Here is a 22476-nt window from a genome sequence, read left to right on the forward strand (position 1 = left end):
TCTTGCTCGATATGACGCTTGTCATAGTATGGAGCCCGTGGACGTGGGTTTCATCGGGCTCGGTGTCATGGGTCGGCCCATGGCGCTCAATCTGGCCAGGGCGGGCACGCCGCTCGTCGTCTGGAACCGTACCGCCGGGCGGGCCGGGCCGGTGCGGGCGGCCGGGGCGCGCGTCGCGGGCAGCCCCGGCGAGGTGTTCGAGCGGGCGCGGGTGGTGTTCCTCATGCTCTCCGGCGACGCCGCGATCGACGCGACGCTGGAGCGCGGCACGCCCCGCTTCGCGGCCCACGTCGCCGGGCGCGTGATCGTCCACATGGGCACGACCTCGCCCGAATACTCGCGCGCGCTCGAGGACGACGTGCGCGCGGCCGGGGGAGGTTACGTCGAGGCGCCCGTCTCCGGCTCGCGCAAGCCCGCCGAGGCGGGCCGGCTGGTGGGCATGCTGGCCGGGGACCCGGCGCTCACCGCCGAGGTGCGCCCGCTGCTGCGGCCCATGTGCCACGAGAGCGTCGACTGCGGGCCGGTGCCGAACGCGCTGCTCATGAAGCAGGCGGTCAACCTGTTCCTGATCACGATGGTCACCGGGCTCGCCGAGGCGGCGCACTTCGCCGACCGGCACGGCCTGGACATGCGGCGCTTCCTGGAGGTGCTCGACGCGGGGCCGATGGCCAGCAGCGTGTCACGGGTGAAGGCGCTCAAACTGGTCGCCCGCGACTTCGACGTGCAGGCGTCGATCTCCGACGTCCTGGAGAACAACTGCCGCCTGATCGCCGAGACGGCCCGCAAGACCGGCATCGCCTCGCCGCTGCTCGACGTCTGTCACGAGCTGTTCGGCGAGAGCGCGGCCCTGGGGCTCGGGGGGACGGACATGGTGGCGGTGATCCAGGCGATCGAGCGGCGCAGCGCCGGCCTCGCGTGAGCCGGCGTAGTTAGTACCGTCCGGTACGATCCGGGGCATGCCCGTACCCAAAGGCGCCTCCCTCGACCCCGCGCAGACCCGCGCCACCATCCTCGGCGCCGCCACCCGCCTGCTCTACGAGCGCGGCATCGACGGAATCGGCGTGGCCGAGCTGTGCGCGGCCGTCGGGGCGTCCAAGGAGACGCTGTACCGGCACTTCGGCTCCAAGGACGGGCTCGTCCAGGCGGTGCTGGAGGCGCGCAGCGACCGGGTCGTGCGGTGGCTGCGCGAGGCGGCGGACTCGGCGGGGGAGGACCCCGCCGAGCAGCTCGCCGCCGTCTTCGACGCGCTCGGCCGCTGGTACGCCGAGCCCGGCTTCCGCGGCTGCGCGATCGTCAACGCGGCCGCGCAGCGGCACGACGGCGGCTCGCGGGCCGTGGCCGCCCGCCACCTCGGCCGCCACCTCCAGCTGCTGACCGGTATCGCCCGCCGGGCCGGCGCGGCCGACCCGGACCGGCTGGGCAAGCAGCTCCTGGCGCTCGTCGAGGGCGCGACCGTGCTCGCCGACCACTACGCCGGCACCGGTGCCGATGACGGTGCCAATGACGGTGCCGAAGACGGTGCTGACACCGGTGCCGCGGGCCTGGCCAAGCACGCCGCCCTCGCCCTCCTCCGCCAGGAGACCGCGCCGGCGTCGTCGTGACGGCGTCCCGCCGTGAGGGGGGCCGTCAGCGGGGCGGCGGGAGGGTGTGCAGGTTGCGCGGCGTGACCGAGCGGGCCAGCCGGTACGCCGCCTCCGCGTTCACCAGCCCCGACCCGGTGGGCCCGTCGTAGCCGTCGCCGGCCACCTGACCCATCGCGCTCTTGCCGTCCACCACGTCCCGCGCCGACGCCTTGAGCACGGCCTTGACGAGAGCGGGCGACAGCCCCGGCTGCGCCTGCTTGAGCAGCGCGCACACCCCGGCCACCTGGGGAGAGGCCGCGCTGGTGCCGCTGATCACGGCCCAGCCGTCGTCGGGCGCCGTGCCGTCCTTGGTGGGGTACCCGGTCCCGGCCAGGCCGGTGTCGATCTCGTCGCCCGGTTCGACGGGGAGCATGATGTAGATGGCCCGAGGAGTCTTGCCGACCAGGCCGCACACGTCGGGCACGTGCCGCCCGGCGTAGATGAGGCTGTCGAAGCTGCTGGCGTAGTCGGACGCCTCCAGCCTGAACTCCCCGTTGACCTGGGTCTCGTCCACGAACACGCCGCCGACGGAGATCACGTCCGGCATCATTCCCGGGAAGGCGACGTGCCCGTTGCCCGCGGAGAAACAGACGGTGATGCCGCGCTCGCGTACCGCCTCGATGACCGCCATCTCCAGCGGGCGCAGGAAGTTCGGCAGCGTGGTCACGCCGGGCAGGTGGTAGCCCCAGCTGTTGGTCATGACGGCCGGCGCCAGGTCGGAGGCCGTCTTGAAGGCGAGCGTGGCGTTGGCGCCCATCTTGACGCCCACGAAGTCGACGTCGCGGGCGCTGGCGAAGATGTTCGCCGCCTCGGCGGTGCCGTGCCCGTGCTCGTCGTGCTGCACGGCGGTGGCGTCGGGGGCGAGGGTGGCGTTGTAGTTGTAGCCGTGGTGGTCGTAGAAGGGGTGCCGGTAGAAGCCGGTGTCGGGCATCGCGACCAGCACGCCCCGCCCGGTCACGCCACGGTCGTGCACCTGGTGCGAGCGCAGGAGGAGCGCGACGTCGTCGGGCACCCGCAGGTGGTGGTAGCCGACGCGGGGCGGGATCGGGGAGGCGAAGAAGCGCGGGGGCGGCTGCGGGTAGGCCCGCTCGATGTACGGCTCCAGGTCCGGCGGCATCGTGAACGGCTCGCCGCTCACGTGCGCCAGGTACGGCACCTGCGTGCCCGGGGTGGCGGTCACGTCCGGCGGCCGTCCCTCCAGATCGGCCTGGCGCACCTCGACGTGCGTGCCGAAGGTGCTCTCCCACAGCGACCTCGGGCCTTCCGCGCTGATCGAGAAGGTCCCGACGTGCCGCACGGTGAAGCCCTTGGCCTGCAGCGCGCCGGCGGTGCGCTCGGCGAGCCCAGGGGCCGGCTTCAACCGGTCGAGTCCGGCGTTCTGCGTCGCGGAGGATTCGGCGAACATCGAGGCGCCGCTGTCCGGCCGCAGGGCCGCCTCGAAGTAGACGGTGTCCTCGCGTCGCTCGGTCATCGTGGTCATGTCGCTCCTTTGCGAGATGAGACCCAGAAATGGACGTCAAAGGGGGTGGAAGTCGGGTGGCTCCGTGAGGTGGACGGCGACCACGAGCTCGCTCAGCTCCCCGGGGACCTCCACCTGGGGCAGGCCGAACACCCGCTCCCAGACCTCCCTGGGCGCGCTCACGCTGGTCGTCGTCCCGATGTGGAGCACCTTGAAACCGAGGCGCGTCAGGGCGGCCGCCGCCTGGTGCTGCCTGCCAGGCGCCGCTTCGACCTCGGCCGAGAGAACGTCACCATCAGCGGCCATGTCCCAAGGGTCGCCCGTCCGGGGCACCCGCGACACAGGGAGCGACCCAGGGATTACCCCAGGGGGCAGGTGCGGCCGGACGCTGCCCCGGCCAGGGGCGGCGGCCGTTTGGCGGCCGGTCGGCGGGTAGGGGCGGGATCGGTGGGCGACCGGGGGGTGGACCATGCGGATCGAGGACTACGCGCTGATCGGCGACATGCACACCGCCGCCCTGGTGGGCCGGAACGGCTCGATCGACTGGCTGTGCCTGCCCCGCTTCGACTCGGCGGCCTGCTTCGCGGCGCTGCTCGGCGACGCGCAGGCGGGCCGCTGGCTGCTGGCCCCCGCCGACGGGCAGGCCAGGGCCGCCCGCCGCTACCGGGAGGGCACGCTCATCCTGGAGACCACGTGGGAGGCGGACGGCGGGACCGTGCGGGTGCTCGACTTCATGCCGCCGCGCGTGGAGGCGCCCGACGTCGTACGGATCGTCGAGGGGGTGCGCGGCCGCGTCGAGATGCGTACGGAGCTGGCGCTGCGCTTCGACTACGGCAGCATCGTCCCCTGGACCCGTTACGACGGCGGGGAGCTGGCGGCCGTGGCCGGCCCCGACTCCGCCTGGCTGGCCTCCCCCGTCCCGCTCGACGAGCACGACGGCACCACCGCCGCCCATTTCGCCGTCTCGGAGGGCGACCGGCTGCCGTTCGTGCTGACCTGGCAGCAGTCCTGGCTGCCCCGCCCGGCCGGCGTGGACCCCTTCACCGCGCTGGACGACACCGAGCGCACGTGGACCGGCTGGCTGGACTGCTGCGCGTACCAGGGAGGGTACGGCGAGGCCGTGCGGCGCAGCCTGCTCACCCTCAAGGCCCTCACGTACGCCCCCACCGGCGGCCTGGTCGCCGCGGCCACCACGTCGCTGCCGGAGCTGCTCGGCGGCTCCCGCAACTGGGACTACCGCTACAGCTGGCTGCGCGACGCGGCCTTCACCCTGCGCGCCATGCTGGCGGCCGGCTACGAGGAGGAGGCCAGGGCCTGGCGCGACTGGCTGCTGCGCGCGGTCGCGGGCGACCCGGGCGACCTGCAGATCATGTACACCCTCGACGGCACCCGCCGCATCCCCGAGTGGCGCGTCGAGTGGCTGGGCGGCTACGAAGGCTCCCGGCCCGTACGCGTGGGCAACGCCGCGTACGCCCAGATCCAGCTCGACGTCTACGGCGAGGTGCTGGACTGCCTGTACCAGGGCCGGCGGTCCGGCCTCCACCACGACGACGACGCCTGGGACCTGCAGCGCTCCCTCATGGACTACCTGGAGGGCCACTGGCAGGAGCCCGACCACGGCCTGTGGGAGATCCGCGGCCCCCGCCGCCACTTCGTCCACTCCAAGGTCCTGGCCTGGGTCGCCGCGGACCGCATGATCCGCACCGTCGAGGGGCGCGACCACGCCGGCCCCGCCGGCCGATGGCGGGCGCTGCGGGACGAGATCCACCGCGAGGTGTGCGAGCGCGGCTACGACGCCGGCCGCAACACCTTCACCCAGTTCTACGGCTCGCAGGGGCTGGACGCGGCCCTGCTGCTCATCCCCAGGCTCGGCTTCCTGCCCCCGTCGGACCCGCGCGTGGCCGGCACCGTCGAGGCCGTGCGGCGCGAGCTCGGCCAGGACGGCCTGGTGCTGCGCCACCGCCACGACCTGGACAACCTCGACGAGCTCACCGGGGGCGAGGGCACGTTCCTGGCCTGCTCGTTCTGGCTGGCCGACGCGCTGGCCCTGCTCGGCCGCGGCGGCGAGGCGCGCGAGCTGTTCGAGCGGCTGCTGGACCTGCGCAACGACGTCGGGCTGCTCGCCGAGGAGTACGACACCCAGCGGGGCCGCCAGGTCGGCAACTTCCCGCAGGCCTACAGCCACGTGGCCGTGGTGAACACCGCCGCCGCGCTGGCGGGATGATCCGCGGCTTTTACCACTGAACGATAACGATTACCTATGAAAGTCTGCTCCGGATGTCCCCCTGAAAGCCCGCCCATGGAACGCTACGAGCGGCATGCACAGCGTCGGAATCGGGTGAGGATCGGGTGGGATCGACTACCGGGGGATCGTTCTGGCGGCGGCTCGGCCGGGTGACCGCCTCGGCCGCGGGAGCCACCGCCCTGGCCGTGGTCGTGGCGAGCTGCGGGCCCGCGGGGCAGCCGGAGCAGGGGGCTCCGGAGCCGCGCGAATCCTCCGCCGCGCCGCAGGAGCAGACACAGGCGGCGAGCCCGGCGGTCACGCCGCCCGAGGTGGACGAGGGCTGGCCCCGCTGGGGCTTCACGCACACGGGGATCAGCGCGAACAACATCACCCAGGAGTTCGAGCAGGACGTGGCCGGGTCGCTCGCCCGCACGCCGATGCTGCAGAACCAGCACATCATGGGCTTCGGCGCGCTGAACCCCGAGCCGTACCCGGGGCGGTACTTCTGGGAGGACCTCGACAGCCGGATGAACCTCATGCGGCTGTCCAAGGGCACGCCGATCATCACGCTCTGCTGTGCGCCCGACTGGATGAAGGGCGGGCCCGAGGGGCCCACCGAGGACTCCGCCTGGGCGGAGCACCTGGAGGACGCGCCCTACCCCGAGCACTTCGACGACTTCGCCAAGCTGTCGGCGGCGGTGGCCTCGCGGTACAAGGACGTCAAGTACTTCATGGTGTGGAACGAGTTCAAGGGCTTCTGGAAGGACCACTCCAAGCCGGCGGACTTCAAGGGCTACACCGAGATGTACAACAAGGTCTACGACGCCGTTAAGGCGGTCCGGCCGGACGCCGAGATCGGCGGCCCGTACATCGGCTTCGACAGCAACCGGACGGGCGACTCGGAGCTGCGCGGCGACTGGGGGGTCGTCAACCAGAACGTCCTGGACGCCTTCAACTACTGGTTCGAGAACAAGAAGGGCGCCGACTTCATCGTGGTGGACGGCGCCTCGGTCACCGACGCGCACGAGCTGCTGCCGGACGAGTTCGGGGCGCTGACCAAGTTCTCCGCGGTCACCGAGTGGCTGCGGAAGAAGACCGACATGCCGGTCTGGTGGTCGGAGTGGTATTTCGTGCCCGAGGACGGCACCAAGTGGGCCGAGCCCAAGCGGCTGGCCGTGCAGGCCGCGTCGATGATGGAGTTCGCCCGCAGCGGCGCCGCCACCGCGCTCTACTGGAACCCGCAGGCCAAGGAGGGCGCCTGCCCGGCCTGCCTGTGGGCGCCGCGCACCGGGGACGAGACGGGGACGGGCCGGCTCGTGAGCGGCTTCGCCAAGTGGTTCCCGGCCGGGGCGCAGATCGAGGACGTCGCCTCCTCCGACCCGGCGGTCCGGGTGCTGGCGCAGCCGGAGCAGCTGCTGTTGGTCAACACGACCGACGGCGAGGTCACCACGACCGTGGACGGCAAGGAGTTCACGCTCAAGGCGTACGAGATCAAGTGGAGCGGTCGCTGACCGGGTTACGGGTCCGCGGCACCGGCCGGCTCACCGCGGCCCGCGTCACCCGGGACGCCTCCGGGGATGCCGCCTACTTCGTCTGCGGCAACCCCGGGTTCGTGACGTCGATGGTCCGGGACCTGCGGCCGCACGGCGTCCCGGCGGACCGGCTGTTCAGCGAGCGCTTCGAGTGGCGATCTCCAGGAAGGCCCGATGTGATCCATATCTCAGCCTTTGCCTGCTCCGGACCTGAGCCGCCGCGGCCCCTACGATGATCAACGATCATCCTGAGGGGAGCGGGGTCCGTTGTCAGGCCAAGAACGTGTCCGGGCCGTACTGGAGAGCAGTCTCGCGCAGCGGGCCGTCATCCTGGTCATCGTCGTCAACGCCGTCACCATCGGCTGCGAGACCAGCGCGTACCTGATGGAGCGGGCCGGCGGCCTGCTGCACGCCATCGACCGGATCGCGCTGGCGGTCTTCACCGCCGAGCTCGCCGCCCGCCTCTACGCCTACCGCGGGAAGTTCTTCACCGACCCCTGGAACTGGTTCGACAGCATCATCGTCGCCGTCGCGCTCATCCCGGCCTCCGGGCCGACCTCGGTGCTGCGTGCGCTGCGGATCCTGCGGGCGCTGCGGCTGGTCTCGGCCGTGCCCAGCATGCGGCGCGTGGTCGGGGCGCTGCTGGCGGCCGTGCCCGGGATGGCCTCCATCATCGGCCTGCTCGTCCTGATGATCTACATCGCGGCGGTCATCGCGACCAAGCTGTTCGGCGACATCGTGCCCGAGCGCTTCGACGAGCTGCCGCGCTCGCTGTTCACCCTCTTCCAGATCATGACCGGCGACGACTGGGGGAACGTCGCCCAGGAGGTCATGGAGGAGAAGCCGTGGGCGTGGATCTTCTTCATCGTCTACATCCTGATGTCCACGTTCGTGGCCCTGAACCTGTTCATCGCGGTCGTGGTCAACGCCATGAACGACGTCGACCCCGCCGAGGCCGACCCGCGTACGGAGCTCGAATCGGTCAAGCAGGAGCTGGCGGCCGTGAACGCCAAGCTGGATCAGCTGCTCATGAGGGAGTGGCCGCCGGAACTCCGGTCCCGGGTCGATCGTTGACGCGGGCGGCACACCATCGATCTTCGACTTTTCGACAGGAGAACAGAGCCGTGGTCTTCAAGAGGATGCTGGGTGCGTTCGGCGTGGGCGCTCCCTCGGTGGACACCGTTCTGCCCACCCCGCGTACCCGGCCGGGCGGCACGCTGGAGGGCGAGGTACGGCTCAAGGGCGGCGACTTCGACGCCGAGATCGAGCACATCACCCTCGGCCTGGTGGCCCGGGTGGAGATCGAGCACGGCGGCGGCGAGGCGGCGGGGCTCAGCCAGTTCTCCAGCGCCCGCGTGTCCGGCCCCTTCACGCTGCGCAAGGGCGAGGAGCGCACCGTCGACTTCCGGATCCCGGTCCCGTGGGAGTCGCCGATCAGCGAGATCGGCGGGCAGCCGCTGACCGGCATGGCGGTGGGCGTACGCACCGAGCTGGCCATCGCCAAGGCCGTCGACAAGGGCGACCTGGACATGGTGGCGATCGAGCCGCTGCCGTCGCAGCTGCGGATCCTGGAGGCGCTCCTGCAGCTCGGGTTCGGCTTCAAGTCGGCCGACCTGGAGGCCGGGCACCTGTACGGGGTGCGGCAGGAGCTGCCGTTCTACCAGGAGATCGAGTTCTACCCGTCCGGCCGGTACGCCGGGCTGGTGGGCGAGATCGAGGTGACCTTCGTGGCCGACCCCGCCGGGCTGGCGGTCGTCCTGGAGGCCGACAAGCGCAGCGGCCGCTACTCCTCCAGCGACGCCATCGGCCGCTTCCACGTCAGCCACGACGACGCCCTGCGTACCGACTGGGCCGCGGAGCTCGGCCGCTGGCTCGACGGCCTGTCCCAGTACTCGGCGCCGGGCCACCACGCTCACTTCGGTGACCACCACGGCGGGCATCACGGAGGTCACCACGCAGGTCACCACGCAGGTCACCACGGCGGTCACCACGGCGGGCCGGGCCTGGGCATGGTGGCCGCGGCCGGCGCCGCCGGCGTGGTGGGCGGCCTCGTGGCCGGCGAGGTGGTCGAGGAGGTCGTCGAGGAGTTCTTCGAGGGCGACGAGGGCGGCGGCGACGAGTGGTGACCCACCCCTGACGGCCCCAGCCCGCCGCTGACTCCCCGGCCACGGCCCGGCACCGACGCTCCGCAACCCGCCGCCCGCACCACTCCGCGCCGCGGCTCACACCGCGTCGGCCGCCGGGCCGCCGCGCCGTGCTGTGGCGCGGATCGCAACCCCTCCGCGCTGCGGGTTGCACCACGCTGGGCGCTGGGCCGCCGTCCGTGCCGTGCTGTGCTTCGCCGCGGGTCGCGATGCCTAGACGCGGTTGAGGAGACCGCCGCTCTGCCCAATTGAGCTACGAGCCGAGAGACGCAGGCGGGACTCGAACCGCTCAAGCGCTTTTACAGAGCACTGTCTACCGGGCCATCGCGTAGGGCTTGACCTGCGGAGATTCCTCTTGCACGGCTTGCCGGCCTGTCATGGCGACGCGCATACGACGCGCGAGACGTCTCGGCTCACCTTTGAGCAGTGCGCTCGCACTGGAGGTGCCGCACCCGTGGACGCATTCTGACGATCAGCTGGGTTGCCGGCGCATCTGGCCGCTGATCGTCGCCCCCTCAACTCCTTCAGCATCACAGCGAAGGCAGGCGCCCCCGGCACAGGGGTTCCGCCCGAAGTCATCTCTCGATGCCGGATAGACCAGGCGTATTCCCGACGTATTCCACGCTGCTGCCGGCGAGTGCGACGATCACTCCGGTGCACCTCGGGCCGCCGGGATCGCTCATGTCAGAAGCCTCGTCAGAGGCCGTATTCCATCCCCTGGCACCAGGCGCTCCGGCGGGCTGATCTTCGTCCGAGAGAAGGAAGAACGATGAACCCGCTCAAAACGGTCACCGTCGGCGTCGCTGTCGCGGTGGCGAGCGTCATTCTCGCGCAACCGGCCTTGGCGGCGAGTTTCCAACGGGATGTCGGCGACGGGATCGTCCGCTACGCCGACCCTGCCAACGAGCTGTGCGTCCGGGCCGATGACACCACAGGGACGGCCTGGGTGGAGGTGACCCTGACCCGCCCGGGCGTGATCGGAAAGCCCATCGTCATCAGAGACGACAACATCCGCCACCCCGGCGCCACCTGCGCGGTGCTCCCCGCCTTCGACAACGTCACCTACCGGGCCGTCCACGAGAGCTACTGGAGCGGGCGCGACACCGTCCTGCGCGGGACGTTCACCTTCCAGACCTGACGCCCAGACAGGGCCCCCGCACCATCGATCGCCGCTCTTCGTCGCGATCCGCCACGAGGCGACACCTCGCACATCTCCCCCCGCACCGGCCACGCGGGAGGGCTGAAGCGCACGCTCCACGGCCAACCGAACCAACCGAAACATCTCTTGCTGGAGGACTGTTGAAGACACGCATGCTGGGCGCCGCGCTGGGCATCGCAGTATTGAGCGGACTGCTGGTGGCAAGCCCGGCGCAGGCGAGAGACGGAGTGTCCTCCGCCCGCGTGGACCCCTTCCGCGGCCACGGTGGCGGGTCCGTCCGGGCGACCGTCGACTTCGTCAGTCGGACGAAGGTCGTCTTTCGGAACTTCACGGTGCGCGACATCTGTCCCGGCGACAACCTTCCGGTGCGGGCCCGGTTTCACTGGGAACACACCGACGGAACGGACGGGTCCAGCGCCTGGAAGTCGGACACCAATGGCTGCGGCGACGACGGCACCAACTTCGGAAACCTCACGCGCACCGGCTCCAAGTCCATATCGAAGGTCTACCTGGAGGTGTCCGTCCGCGACCCAGGCGGGATCAGCCAGTGGGTTTACGACCTCAGCACGCCCCGATCCAACCAGTACGTACACCCGGGTCGCTGACGCTCAGGCTTTCCGCTGGTCGGCGTACCAGGACTTGATGACGTTGCCGATGATGGCCAGGCGTTCGTCGAAGGGGATGAAGGCGGACTTCATCGCGTTGATGGCGAACCCGCGGAAGTCTGGCAGGCCGTAGCCGAAGGCGTCGGCGAGCAGGGCGAGTTCGCGGGTCATCGAGGTGCCGCTCATCAGGCGATTGCAGGTACTCGAAGGCGTCCAGGTGCCGGGTGGGCGGGTAGCCCTCCTCGGCGCCGGCGATGTTGGTTCCGGCCCCTCAGGTCGTCGAGTGGGCAGGGCATGGCGTCAACGTGCTCCTACGGGTCTACGCGAAGTGCGTCGCCGGGCAAGACGACTTCGCCCGGAAGCTCATCGCCGAGGCGCTGAAGCGCCCACGTGAGGCCGACTGAACGCCGACGCGCATACGACGCGAGCACCCGTAGAGCACCGTTGACGGCCATGGAGTCGGACACAACGAGAGAGGCCCGTCACCGCGTTTCCGCGGGTGACGGGCCTCTTCTAGCAACGGCGACGCGCCGCTCGCCGTACCGGTCGGCCACGTGCCCGGCCGGCAGGGCCACCAGCAGCGGCGCGATCGCGAAGCTCGCGCCCAGCACGCCCAGCCACGCCGCCGGCACGTCCAGCTCGATCGCCCGGTACGACATCGTCGGCCGCAGCACGAACGTCACCACCTGCGTGAGTGCCGGATGGGCCAGCAGCACGGCCGGAGCGTGCCGCCGCTCAGACATCGGCACGCAGCCGTGCGGAGGGCGTCGACTCCGCCATAACGCGCAACACAAATATGACCATATATCGCCCCAAAGTCGGGCAGATCGCGGCCGCTCTCGTCATGGCGAGGCCGGCGTATTGAAACACGTTGCAGTTCATCCCTAGGCTGGCGGCATGATCCTGGACCGATTCCAGATTCCCGGAGCCGCCGCCGTCGTCACCGGAGCGGGCCGGGGCATCGGCGCCGCCACCGCGATCGCGCTCGCGCAGGCGGGAGCGGACGTGGCGCTCTGCGCCCGTACCGAGGAGCAGCTCCGCGCGGTCGCGGACCAGGTGGAGAAGGCGGGCAGGCGGGCCTTGATCGTTCCGGCCGACCTGGCCGAGCCGGGCGCCGCCGAGGCGCTCGCCGAGCGGGCCGCGCAGGCGTTCGGGCGGCTGGACGTGGTGGTCAACAACGTGGGCGGGGCGCTGCCCCGGGCCTTCCTGGACACCCGCGGGGCGCATCTGCAGAACGCGTTCCAGTTCAACGTCGGCATCATGCACGAGCTGACCAGGGCCGCCGTGCCCCACCTGCTCGAGACCGGTGGCGCGGTCGTGAACATCTCCTCCGCCATGGGCCGCCTGTCCGCCCGCGGATACCTGGCGTACGGCACCGCCAAGGCCGCGGTCGCCCACTACACGCGGCTGGCCGCACAGGATCTGGCGCCCCGCGTACGCGTCAACGCGGTCGCCGTCGGCGCGGTCGCCACCTCCGCCCTGGACATCGTCATGAAGGACGAGGGCCTGCGCACCCGCATGGAGCAGGCCACGCCGCTGCGCCGGATCGGGGAGCCCGAGGACGTCGCGGCCGCCGTCCTCTACCTGTCCTCCCCGGCCGCCCGGTACGTGACGGGCACGGTGCTGCAGGTGGACGGCGGCATCGAGCAGCCCAACCTCGACCTCGGCCTGCCCGACCTGAGGTAATCCGAGCATTCTTCGCAACCGTGCAATCGGACTGTAAGTCAGGAGAAAGCCCCAGGAATAGGTTGACTCACTGCCCGATCGAGTCGACCTCAAGGAGCCGACGTAATCAGCACGACTGTGTGGAGCGAGTTGCGTATGACCTCCACGCCTCAGCTGTCCATCTCGATCTCCCCGCACCTCACGGCCCTGGCGGTGATCGCCGACGCTCTCGCGGGCCGCCGCCGCGGCCTGCCCGAGCCGTGGCGCGCGGCCGTCGGCTCGCGCGTCGGCCGGCCAGGACACCAGGCGGTACGCCCGCTCGCCGCCCCCGGCTACTCCGTGGTCCCCGACAGCCTCGTCCCCCTCACCCCCGTAGGAGCCGACGTCTCCGTCGAAGCCCAGGTCAGCGCGCTGCACGAGCTGCCGCCCGACCGCCTGATCACGGATCTGGAGCAGGCGTTCGGCCCGGGCACGCTGCCCGCCCACTGGCGCTCGGCCGCCGAGCGGCCCGCGAGCTGGTTCCACGGCTACGCCGGCGCCCTCGCCGACGTCTGGAGCACCGTGGAACCCCTGTGGAAGCGCGCCCGCGCCCTGCTGGACAGGGAGGTGCGGCGGGTGGGGGTCGCGAGCGTCCGCGGTGGTCCCGAGCTGCTGCTCGGCGCGCTCAACCAGCGCATCGTGCACGGCGGGAGCGGGCTGCTCATCGCCGACGTCGAGGCCAGCGCGTACGACCTGGGCGACCGGCGGATCGTCCTGGTCCCGATGCTGGCCGGCAAGGACGCGGTCATCGTCAGCCTCGACAACGAGGAGGCCGTCTGGATCGCGTACCCGGTGCCCGGCGCGGAGACGCTGTGGAGCCGGCCCGCCGAGCCTGCGCACGACGAGCTGTCGGCGCTGATGGGCCCGGTGCGCGCCGGGCTGCTGTGCGCGATCGGCCGGCCGATGACCATGAGCATGCTGGCCGCGGACCTGAAGATCGCGCCCAGCAGCATCACCTACCACTGCGACCGGCTGCGGGCCGCGCGGCTCATCACCAGGGAGCGCCGCGGGCGCGAGGTGTGGGTGGGCCGCACCCACCGGGCCGAGGAGTTGCTGGAGCTGTTCCGCCGGTCGTGAGGGAGGGCGAGCGGGGCGCCCTCCCTCACACCGCTCAGCGCCCCTGGCTGAACTGGTGGAGGAGGGGGCCGTCGAGCCTCCAGCCCGGCTCGTTCGCCAGGATCTTCTGGGTGTGCGACTCGATCGCCAGGCGCCACCTGTTGTTGTTCGACAGGCGGAACACCTTCACGTCGCACCGGCGCCCGCCGTGCCGGGCGCGTAGCCCAGGATGCCGTCGTAGCGGAAGTTGGCCGAGGTCACCAGGCGCTCCCGCTCCGCCACGGAGGCGGTGACGATGTAGGACGCCTTCTTCTGCCAGCGCAGCCGGTAGAGCGGCTTGCCCCCGGCGAACGGGGCCGGCGAGAGGTAGTAGAGCGGCGTCTGGGTCGTCGACCAGCCGTGCTCGGCGATCGCGTGCTGCTTCTCCGACTCGCTGGCGGTGTAGAAGAACCCGCCGTCCTTCGTCACCAGCTCATAGACCTTCACCCGCTGAGCGGCCACGCTCGTGGCCGAGGTCTCGGCGGTGGCCTGGCCGGCGACGGCGCCGAGTGACAGTGTCGCGCCCAGGGCCACCGCGAGCCCGAGGCCGACGGGGCGGGTCATGCGGCCGAACGGCAAGGCCATGACGTGTTTCCCTCCGATTAGCTGATCGAGACGCCGGCCAAGCCAACAACGGGAGATCATGACCAGAGATCATTTCGACGAACGTGGAAGGGACGCCGATCAGGCGGTGGGAACGTCGTCGATCGTCCCGTCCGGCCAGCTGATCTTCCCGTCCTCGACCGACGGCGCCGCCTCGCCGTGCCCGAGCAGCAGCGCGGCGGCGTACCAGCGGCCCGGCTCGGCCGCGCCCGGCGTCGCGCACCACGGGACCAGCGTGCGCTCGCCCAGCGGGGTGGCGGCCACGGCCGTGCCGGACTCCGTCAGCCCCGGCCCGCCGACCACGCGGGTGACGGCACCGCCCTCGGGTGACGGCCAGCCGCCCACCCGCAGCCTGCCGGGCTCCCCGGTCAGCCGGACGAACCGTACCTCCCACGCCCCGCGTACGGCGGAGACCACCTCCAGCTCGGGCCCGTGCCGCATCTCCGCGCCCGCCCGGGCGTAGCCGTGGTCGGGCCCGGGGCCCTGCTCGCCCCAGTGCGCCCGCCACCGGGACGAGCCGGCCAGAGTGCCCGACGGCAGCGCGCGCACCGGCCCGGAGGTGAACCCGGTCCGGTGGCTGGCCCGTCCCTCCCCGTCCAGGACCACGACCGACTGGTCCAGCGGGTCGCCGGACAGCACCGGGAAGGTGGCCGTGGAGTAGCCCAGCCGCGCGTACAGGGGCGCGTCGGCCAGGTCGGAGCCCGGGTGCGAGTGGTCGGTGCCGTGGTTGACGACCCGGACGATCCCGTCCGCCCGCGTGCCGCTCACCAGCCACCCGGGGGCGCGTACCACCCGCGCGAAGTCGCCCGTCTCCACCGGCAGCGGCTCCTCCACCGCGGTCCACACCGGGTGATCGGCGGGCAGCGACAGCCCGAAGAGCCCCTTCGCGGCCCAGTACGGCGAGCCGGGCCCCGAATAGTCCTGCGCGATCGCCCGCCAGGGCCCGTGCCAGCCCAGGGTCAGCAGGCCGTCGCCGTCAGGCGCGCCACGGTCGGCGAAGTGCCGCACGACGCCGGACGCGGCCCGGCGCAGCAGCCCCGGCGAGCCCACCCCTGCCCTGGCGCCGACCCAGAACGGCGTGGCGGCGGCGAAGCGGTAGGCGAGGCTGCGGCCCTGGACCAGCGGCGAGCCGTCGGCGCCGACCAGGTGGACCGCGTCGTCCAGGAAGCGTTCGAGGCGCGACAGGTAGCGCGGGTCCGGCGCCACCCCGGCCATCTCGCTCCACAGCAGCGGGTAGAAGTGCAGCGCCCAGCCGGCGTAGTGGTCGTAGGCGCGCTCGGGACCGTCGGCGTACCAGCCGTCCGCGCGCTCGAAGCCGGCGGCCAGGGCGAGCCCGGCGTCGATGTCCTCCTGCGCGTACGGCCCCCCGACCGAGGCGAGGAACTGCTCCACGACGATCTGGAACCAGACCCAGTTGATCGGCGGGTAGTCCGAGCCGATCGCCGGCGCCAGATAGTCCACCACCTGCTCCCGCACCAGCGGCGTCAGCCGGTCCCACAACCAGGGCCTGGTCAGGTGCAGGACGAGCGCGATGGAGGCGGCCTCCACCTTGGCCTGGCCGTGCTCGTCCAGGCGTACCCAGCGCTCGGGGGAGTGCGGGTCGGTGCCGGCGGCGATGCCCTCGGCGTACCACTCCATGAGGCCGAGCGGGTCGCGCCCGCCCTCGCCCGCGACGCGGAAGCCGGCCGCGAGGAACGTCCGCGCGAAGCCCTCCAGGGCGTCGACGTCCGGGCCGTAGCCGCCGGGCGGACCGGGGAAGCTGATGCGCGCGTGGGAGGGGGAGGCGAAGGGACGCGCCGACAGGAGCAGCCGGTCGGCCAGGTCCGCCCAGTGCTCCCTGGTCCAGCCCGAGTAGGGGGAGATCACCAAGCCAAGGAAACACACCACGGCCGCATCCCACAAGAAGCTGGTTGACAGGACCTCCCACACCCCATGAAACTCTCCCGAAACAACAGGCCCATACGGTAAACGTTTACAGGAGCGGTCGATGCCCTTTCCCCGATGGATCGCCGCCGGCGCGTTAGCCGTCCTGACCGCGATCGGCCTGCAGGCCGTGCCCGGCGAGACGGACGTACGGGCGGGCGGGACCCTCACCACCGGCGAGGCCCCGTCGAGCGCCTTGGGCGAGAAGATCGCCTACAACGTCTACCTCCCCGCCGGATACGGCCGGGGCACCGCCCGCCACCCCGTGCTCTACCTCCTGCACGGCCGGGGCGACACCATGCAGGCGTGGACCAGGGTGCGGACGACGCTGGACGACATGATCCGGACCAGGCGGATCCCGCCCGTCATCGCCGTCATGCCGGACGCGCCGTGGAACGAGCGCGGCAACTGGTACGTGGACTCCCGCCACACCGACGGCCGGCCGGTCGAGACGGCGCTGACCCGGGACCTGGTCGCGCACGTGGACGCCACGTACCGTACGGCGCCCATCCGGCAGGCCCGCCTGGTCGGCGGTTACTCGATGGGCGGCGCGGGCGCGCTGCGGTTCGCGCTCGCGCACCAGGACCTGTTCGGCGCGGCCGCCGTGCTGAGCCCGGCCGTCTACACGCCGCTGCCCCCGTCCGACTCCTCGGCCCGCGACCACGGCGCGTTCGGCGACGGCGGCGAGAAGTTCTCCGACGAGGTCTACCGCGAGCTCAACTACCCGGCCCTGCTCCCGGAGCTGGACCCGGACCTGCCCGTCCGGCTGTTCGTGGCGGTCGGCGACGACGAGTACGCCAACCCCGGCCCCGCCGACGCCCGCCACGACATCGACTTCGAGTCCGCCGTCCTGTACAACGCCGCCAGGCGCTCGCCCGCGATCTCCGCCCAGCTCCGCGTCATGGACGGCGGCCACGACTGGACGGTCTGGGCCCCCGCCTTCGAGCAGGCCATGGCCGAGCTGGGCCCGGGTCTGAGCGTCACCCCGCCGGCCGGGCTGCCCGCCCCGTTGCACGGCACGCCCGCCACCGACTGGGCCGGCGGCGTCGCGGCCCACGCGGACGGTTCCCTGACCATCGGGTACGCCGCCGGCGGTCCCGTGAGCGGCCAGGAGCACGCGGGCCGGCTGGACGCCGTGGTGACCCGTACCGGGGGCTGGACCAGGCAGTTCGGCACGGCGGCGGACGAGCGCCTGTACGGCGTCGCGCCCCTGCCGGACGGGGGAGTCCTCGCGGCCGGCTACACCAAGGGCGACCTCGACGGCCGCCACGCCGGGAACGTCGCGGACGACGCGTTCGTGGTCAGGCTCGACGCGAGCGGCGCGGTCCGCTGGATCACCCAGTTCGGCGCCCCGGAGGCGGCCGACCGCCTGTACGGCCTGGCCGCCGCGCCCGACGGGGGCGCGTACGTGACCGGCTACACCAAGGGCGCGCTCGACGGCCCCAACCGCGGCGACAAGGACGCCCTGCTCGCCCGCCTCACCCTGGACGGCGAGGTGTCCTGGATCCGCCAGTACGGAGGACCCGGGGAGGACAAGGCGTACGGCATCGCCGCGGACGCCACCACCCTCTACGTGACCGGCAGCGCCACTGCCGCCCTGCCCGGCACGACCGCGCTCGGCGGCCTGGACGCCTGGATCGCCGCCTACACCCCGGACGGCACCAGGACGTGGGCCACCACCGCCGGAGGATCGGGCGACGACCGGCTGAACGCGGTCACGGTCACCACCACCGGCCTCGCCGTCGCCACGGGCGCCACGGCGGGCGACGCGCTCACCGTCGCCTACACCGCCCAGGGCAGGCAGCGCTGGCGGCACACCCTGGCCACGCCGGCCGCCGACGAGGGCGCCGCGGTGACGCCGCTGCCGGGCGGGGAAGTGGCGGTCGCCGGCTACACCCGGGGCCGCGTCGGGGTGCAGGCGGGCGGGGCGGACGTCCTGACCCTCCGGCTGGACGCCAAGGGCGCCCAGCGCGCCGCCGCCCAGCTCGGTACGGCCCGCGACGACGCCGTCGACCCGTTCGCCGAGCCGAACCTGTACGCCACCACGACGGCCTCGGGCCAGGTGGCGATCACGGGCCTGACGTACGGGACGCCGGAGGGCGGGCAGGCTCCGGGCAACGGCGACGTCTTCCTGACCACCCGGCCGAGCTGAGAGGCCGGTGACGCGGCGACACACTCCTGCCCCTCGAAGGTGAGCACTACCTGACCCCGCAGCCCTCGCACGGTCACCGCGACCCTGAGCATGCTTGGCGGATAGCCGGAACCGGGGGGCGGAGTCGTGGATTGGATGGCGGCCGCGGGGCTGGGCGCCGTCGGGGGAGCGGTCATCGAGGTCCTGTACGTGTGGAGCTCGCTGACGGCGTGGCAGCAGGCCCGCAGGAAGGCCAGGGCGAAGAAGCGGGGCGCGAAGCTGCCGCGGCTGGACGAATACCTCGATCCGGTCGCGGACTCCCTCGTGGCCGTGACCAGGCTGGGGCTCGGGGCGGCCGCGTGCCTGCTGTTCCGGGACCAGATCACCGGCACCATGGCGGCCATCGCGGTCGGCGCCTCCGCCCCCGCGCTGCTGCGCCAGGTCGGCACCCTGCGCGGCCTGCGCCCCGCCCCGGAGACGGCGCCGCAGGACGGGCCGCCGGACAGGGCACGGGAAGCGACGCCATGACGGAGCGGCCTTCCCTCGCCCGCCGCTACTGGCAGGCCCTCATCGACACCAGGGCGTTCGAGCCGGACGACCGGGCGCTGCGCCCGTCCCGCGACCTGAGCCTGTGGCAGCGCTACCGGGCCTCGCTCCTCGGCCTGCCGCCGTCCCCCGCCCGCGCGCCCCGCGGGCGCCGGAACTGGGCGATGACGTTCAACCGGGTCCTGCTCCCGGTGGCGGTGGCCGGGATGGCGGTCGCCGTGGGCACCGTCGTGTTCCGGCTCCCCCCGTCCACCGACCCCATCGGCGCGGCCCCCGCCACGACGGCCGCGAGCCGGCACCCGAGGACCACCGGCTGGCAGCTCCTCTACCGCGGCACGGTGTCCCTGCCGCTCCCGGCGGACGGGAAGCTCCTTGGATTCTGGGTGCTCACCCGGCAGGGCCCCCGGTCCGCCGAGGCGGACGACGCCGACTTCGCCCTCTCCGCGTACGGCTCCGGCGCCTACGTGGACATGACCCGCAGCCGCGTGGGCGCCACACCGGCCCAGTGCCTCGCGAGCCCGCCGGAGACCGGCGGCCCCGCGGACCGGGCCGGGCCCGCGGAGCCGCTGTGCCTGCTGACCCGGGCCGGCGACCTGGCGTACCTGGTCCTCGGCGAGCCCGCCGGCGGCCACGTGCGGGCCGACATCCGGCTCTGGGGGAGCGCCTAGAACGTCACCAGCGGGTCGCCGATGAAGTCGGCGATGAAGTTGACGAAGAAGAAGCCGAAGAACAGGAAGTTGAGCACGAGGATGACGTAGTGCCACGGGCGCGGGCGGGCCGGGCGCGGGAGCTTGCTGTTCAGGTACATCAGCATGAACGGATACAGCAGCGCCCCCAGGTTCGACATGTTGGCCGACCATTCGACCAGGCCCACCGGCAGCGACTGGAAGATGATGATCGAGATGATGACCAGCAGCAGGAGCATGAACGGGTAGTAGAAGCGGCGCGGGTCGCCCTCGATCAGCCGGCGCAGGCGCGGGCTGGTGGCGTTGGCCGCGTCCGTCGTCACCCGTACCATCGCCTCGAAGATGCCGAGCTGCGTGGAGAACAGGATCAGCACCCCCATCACGAGCGCGACGTAGAAGACCACCCGGCCGTACTCACCGCCGAGCGCGCTGGCCACGAACGTCGGCACGTTCGCCCGGGTGGGCTTCTCGCCCGCCAGCGTGACCGCCTGGGCCATGAGGATCGTGGGCAGCAGCATGCCGAGGATGGCGCCGACGAAGAACACGCCCCACATGTCCACCATGAGCAGCCGGTACCAGCGTCGCCACAGGCCCCGGTTGAGCTCGTTGTCGGGGAAGGTGACGCCGCTGGCCATGATCGGGCGCCGATCGCCGCGCAGGCCCGAGATGTAACCGACGCGATGGCCCATGCCGTAGCCCTTGTCGCGGTAGTGGCCCATGACGTACCAGTTCAGGCCGGAGGCCAGCGCGGTGAACCCGGCCAGGGCGCCGAGCTGGGTCGCGGTGATGCCGGCGGGCGGGGCGGCCGGGGTCACGAAACCGCGGATGCCCTCCCACCACTGGCTGAACGGCACGACGAGCAGGTCCACGGCCAGCAGGGCGAGCAGGATGGTGCCGACCATCACCCAGTTGGCCAGCTCCAGGGCGCGGCTGATCCGGCGGGCGGCGGCGCAGATGAGGAAGACCAGCACCAGCAGGCCGATGGCCCACCAGCGCGGCTCGGCGTCCGTGGCCGCCGGTGGTACGCCGTGGACCAGCGCGTACACGCCCTGCCCCGCCGACGCGGCCCAGCCGCCCGCGATGAACGCGAAGATCACGATGAGGACCGACAGGGGCACCCACAGGGGCCAGCCCGGCGGCACCCGCCCCCAGCCGACCACCGGCGTCTCGCCGGTCGCGAGGACGTAGCGGGAGCATTCGACGTTGTAGAACGTCTGCAGCAGGGCCGACACCAGGATGACCCAGCCGACGCCGACAAATCCGTACTGCCCCACATTGAGGGGGCCGAGTAGCCATTCACCGCTGCCGATCGAGATGCCCAGGGCGATCAGGCTCGGGCCGACGGCGTATTTGAACAGTTCCTTGGGGCCGATCTTGGAGACCTTGAAGACCTCCTCCGGCGTGGGCAGGTCGGTGACTTCGAGATCCGGACGGCTGACTCCGAGTGGGTGCGACATGTCACTGCCTCCTGCCGTTCAGGGTGATCCCGAAGGGCGGCCGCTACAAGACCCAATTGCCGCACACCGGGAGCTCCTGATCAGGCGTACTGGAGGTCGGCCCGGACCACGCGCCCGTCCCGGACCGTGAAGTCGTAGTGCGCCCGCCACCCGCCGGAGCCCGCCGGAGCCCAGTGGACCAGCAGCTTCTGCCCGTCCGCCCGGTTCTCGGCGATCGAGACGACCCGCAGCGTCCCGCCGATCACCTCGTTGCCCGCCCACTCCCGGATGGCGTCGTGTCCCCGGATGCTCCGGGAGACGTCGACGATCTCGGCGTCGGAGGCGAACGCGGCGACGAGGGCGTCGAGGTCGCGCGCGTTCACGGCGTCCACGTACGCCCGCGCCGCCGCGGTCACCCCGGCCGGCGTCGAGAGCGCTGCCGAGGGCGCGGGTGCGGGCGGCGGCTCGGCGGCGGGGGCGACGCACGCGGTCGCCGCCAGGAGCGGGACGGCCGCGAGCAGCGCGACCCACCTCCGGGTCGGGACGGAGCCGGAACGGGGACGGGCGGGCCGGGAGGGCTGCGTGCTCATGCCGACGATGATCCGCTTCCGGCGCCGGAAACGTCCAAGACCTGCGGCCATAACCGATGGCTATGGCCCCATGAACCCCGCATCGGGGCGGGACCGACAAAGGGGCGAGACGTTCCGGGCGTGGCGTTACGCGACGTTCCGGGAGCGACTACGTACAGTGATGAACTGTTGTCACAAGGTGACTACAGGGGGAGATCATGAAAGGTAAGCTCATAGCGGCAGGTGGCGCGCTCGCCACCGCCGCCACGTTCATCGCGATGGCCACGCCGGCCAGTGCCGGTACGGCCCACTGCGACCTGAGCGTGGCGGACATGACGCACTCGCTGCGCATCGACGCCTGGGGCGTCTTCGCCGGCCGCCGCGAAGCGGATGCCTGCCAGGGCAAGCGCGACGAGAAGAAGGAAGAAAGCTGGAAGCCTGACTGGAAGCCCAGTCACGACGACAGCCACGACCACGACACCACCTGGAACGGCCACGGCTGGAACGGCGGCTGGGACAACGAGCACGACAACGGCTACCACTCCGACAAGGTGTGGCCGGTCCATGACTGGGGCGTCGGAACCTATGGCGACCACACCCACGGGGCCTGGGGCTCGCGCGGCTGGGGTGGCTACGGCTGGCCCGGCACCTGGTTTGACCGGTTCTAGGACTCGGCACGGCCGGCTCTGAACATCAGTCCGGTTCGGTCCCGGGACACTGCCACGGTGACCCGGGACCTCCGACCGGCCCTCGTGCCAACCAACCCATTCATGACCCCTCCTCACCCCTCCACCAACACCACCGCGCCACCAACGACCCCTCCACCTCGCGCCGTTCTCGGGCCACGCCCCTTCTCGGGCCACGCCCCTTTGAGGGCCGCGCTCCTTTCGGACCGCGCCGCCTTAGACCCACGCTGTCTTCGGGTAGCGCTGCGTTCTCGCCGCACCGCGCCACCGCGCCACCGCGCCACCGCGCCACCGCGCCACCGCGCCACCGCGCCACCGCGCCACCGCGCCACCGCGCCACCGCGCCACCGCG

22 protein-coding genes and 1 pseudogene are annotated in these 22476 nt (G+C 72.1%); 14 read left to right on the forward strand and 9 right to left on the reverse strand.

What is annotated here, in order from left to right:
• The first annotated feature begins 37 nt into the window (after positions 1-37).
• The gene (locus tag AB0J69_RS33635) at positions 38-919 is read left to right on the forward strand and encodes an NAD(P)-dependent oxidoreductase (RefSeq protein WP_364125629.1); all 882 of its coding nucleotides are present in this window, start codon (positions 38-40) and stop codon (positions 917-919) included.
• 37 nt (positions 920-956) lie between these two features.
• A complete protein-coding gene (locus AB0J69_RS33640) occupies positions 957-1601 on the forward strand; it encodes a TetR/AcrR family transcriptional regulator (protein ID WP_364125631.1) in 645 nt (214 codons plus the stop codon).
• Between the two features lie 25 nt (positions 1602-1626).
• Here the strand turns inward: AB0J69_RS33640 and AB0J69_RS33645 are convergent, their stop codons facing one another.
• Positions 1627-3102 carry a S8 family serine peptidase gene (locus AB0J69_RS33645; RefSeq protein WP_364125634.1) on the reverse strand — a complete coding sequence of 492 codons (1476 nt, stop codon included), beginning with the start codon at positions 3100-3102 and terminating at the stop codon, positions 1627-1629.
• 36 nt (positions 3103-3138) lie between these two features.
• Positions 3139-3387, reverse strand: a complete 249-nt coding sequence (locus AB0J69_RS33650) for a hypothetical protein (RefSeq protein ID WP_364125637.1) — start codon at positions 3385-3387, stop codon at positions 3139-3141.
• A gap of 145 nt (positions 3388-3532) precedes the next feature.
• On the opposite strand from AB0J69_RS33650, the pseudogene AB0J69_RS33655 reads away from it, so the two are divergent.
• From AB0J69_RS33655 to AB0J69_RS33680, 6 genes and pseudogenes are all read left to right on the forward strand, one after another.
• Positions 3533-5305, forward strand: a pseudogene (locus AB0J69_RS33655) (glycoside hydrolase family 15 protein); the annotation flags it as partial.
• A gap of 125 nt (positions 5306-5430) precedes the next feature.
• Complete coding sequence (locus AB0J69_RS33660; RefSeq protein WP_364125640.1) at positions 5431-6816, forward strand: xylan 1,4-beta-xylosidase; 1386 nt, start codon at positions 5431-5433, stop codon at positions 6814-6816.
• A gap of 288 nt (positions 6817-7104) precedes the next feature.
• Positions 7105-7911: an ion transporter gene (locus AB0J69_RS33665; RefSeq protein ID WP_364125643.1), complete on the forward strand. Its 807-nt coding sequence runs from the start codon at positions 7105-7107 to the stop codon at positions 7909-7911.
• Positions 7912-7961: 50 nt separating this feature from the next.
• Entirely contained in the window at positions 7962-8963 is a 1002-nt protein-coding gene (locus tag AB0J69_RS33670; RefSeq protein ID WP_364125646.1) for a sporulation protein, read from the forward strand.
• A gap of 787 nt (positions 8964-9750) precedes the next feature.
• Positions 9751-10119 carry a hypothetical protein gene (locus tag AB0J69_RS33675; protein ID WP_364125649.1) on the forward strand — a complete coding sequence of 123 codons (369 nt, stop codon included), beginning with the start codon at positions 9751-9753 and terminating at the stop codon, positions 10117-10119.
• Positions 10120-10292: 173 nt separating this feature from the next.
• A complete protein-coding gene (locus AB0J69_RS33680) occupies positions 10293-10745 on the forward strand; it encodes a hypothetical protein (RefSeq protein ID WP_364125652.1) in 453 nt (150 codons plus the stop codon).
• 3 nt (positions 10746-10748) lie between these two features.
• Here AB0J69_RS33680 and AB0J69_RS33685 read toward each other — a convergent pair whose 3' ends face one another.
• Positions 10749-11036: a hypothetical protein gene (locus tag AB0J69_RS33685; protein WP_364125759.1), complete on the reverse strand. Its 288-nt coding sequence runs from the start codon at positions 11034-11036 to the stop codon at positions 10749-10751.
• Positions 11037-11227: 191 nt separating this feature from the next.
• Entirely contained in the window at positions 11228-11494 is a 267-nt protein-coding gene (locus AB0J69_RS33690) for a hypothetical protein (protein WP_364125655.1), read from the reverse strand.
• 148 nt (positions 11495-11642) lie between these two features.
• On the opposite strand from AB0J69_RS33690, the gene AB0J69_RS33695 reads away from it, so the two are divergent.
• Positions 11643-12431: an SDR family oxidoreductase gene (locus tag AB0J69_RS33695; protein ID WP_364125658.1), complete on the forward strand. Its 789-nt coding sequence runs from the start codon at positions 11643-11645 to the stop codon at positions 12429-12431.
• Positions 12432-12566: 135 nt separating this feature from the next.
• Entirely contained in the window at positions 12567-13526 is a 960-nt protein-coding gene (locus AB0J69_RS33700) for a winged helix-turn-helix domain-containing protein (protein WP_364125660.1), read from the forward strand.
• Between the two features lie 34 nt (positions 13527-13560).
• On the opposite strand, the gene AB0J69_RS33705 is transcribed toward AB0J69_RS33700, so the two are convergent.
• From AB0J69_RS33705 to AB0J69_RS33715, 3 genes are all read right to left on the reverse strand, one after another.
• Positions 13561-13695, reverse strand: a complete 135-nt coding sequence (locus tag AB0J69_RS33705; protein WP_364125662.1) for a hypothetical protein — start codon at positions 13693-13695, stop codon at positions 13561-13563.
• A complete protein-coding gene (locus AB0J69_RS33710; RefSeq protein ID WP_364125665.1) occupies positions 13692-14129 on the reverse strand; it encodes a hypothetical protein in 438 nt (145 codons plus the stop codon). Before AB0J69_RS33710 ends, AB0J69_RS33705 begins: the two co-directional genes overlap by 4 nt.
• A gap of 99 nt (positions 14130-14228) precedes the next feature.
• Complete coding sequence (locus tag AB0J69_RS33715) at positions 14229-16013, reverse strand: DUF2264 domain-containing protein (protein WP_364125668.1); 1785 nt, start codon at positions 16011-16013, stop codon at positions 14229-14231.
• Positions 16014-16134: 121 nt separating this feature from the next.
• On the opposite strand from AB0J69_RS33715, the gene AB0J69_RS33720 reads away from it, so the two are divergent.
• The 3 genes from AB0J69_RS33720 to AB0J69_RS33730 all read left to right on the forward strand — a co-directional run bounded on the left by AB0J69_RS33720 (position 16135) and on the right by AB0J69_RS33730 (position 19415).
• Entirely contained in the window at positions 16135-18222 is a 2088-nt protein-coding gene (locus tag AB0J69_RS33720; protein WP_364125671.1) for an alpha/beta hydrolase-fold protein, read from the forward strand.
• Between the two features lie 126 nt (positions 18223-18348).
• Positions 18349-18729 carry a hypothetical protein gene (locus tag AB0J69_RS33725; protein WP_364125674.1) on the forward strand — a complete coding sequence of 127 codons (381 nt, stop codon included), beginning with the start codon at positions 18349-18351 and terminating at the stop codon, positions 18727-18729.
• A complete protein-coding gene (locus AB0J69_RS33730; RefSeq protein ID WP_364125677.1) occupies positions 18726-19415 on the forward strand; it encodes a hypothetical protein in 690 nt (229 codons plus the stop codon). The genes AB0J69_RS33725 and AB0J69_RS33730 overlap by 4 nt, the downstream gene beginning before the upstream one ends.
• Here the strand turns inward: AB0J69_RS33730 and AB0J69_RS33735 are convergent.
• Positions 19412-20890 (reverse strand): Nramp family divalent metal transporter, encoded by a 1479-nt coding sequence (locus AB0J69_RS33735; protein WP_364125679.1) that lies wholly within the window; start codon positions 20888-20890, stop codon positions 19412-19414. The genes AB0J69_RS33730 and AB0J69_RS33735 overlap by 4 nt on opposite strands.
• Positions 20891-20970: 80 nt before the next feature.
• On the reverse strand, positions 20971-21459 hold the full coding sequence (locus AB0J69_RS33740) for a nuclear transport factor 2 family protein (RefSeq protein ID WP_364125682.1): 489 nt from the start codon (positions 21457-21459) through the stop codon (positions 20971-20973).
• A gap of 197 nt (positions 21460-21656) precedes the next feature.
• Here AB0J69_RS33740 and AB0J69_RS33745 point away from each other — a divergent pair, with 197 nt between their 5' ends.
• On the forward strand, positions 21657-22106 hold the full coding sequence (locus AB0J69_RS33745; RefSeq protein WP_364125684.1) for a hypothetical protein: 450 nt from the start codon (positions 21657-21659) through the stop codon (positions 22104-22106).
• Positions 22107-22476 lie beyond the last annotated feature (370 nt).

It is taken from the genome of Nonomuraea sp. NPDC049709, assembly GCF_040674815.1.
In the GTDB taxonomy this organism is placed as follows: domain Bacteria; phylum Actinomycetota; class Actinomycetes; order Streptosporangiales; family Streptosporangiaceae; genus Nonomuraea.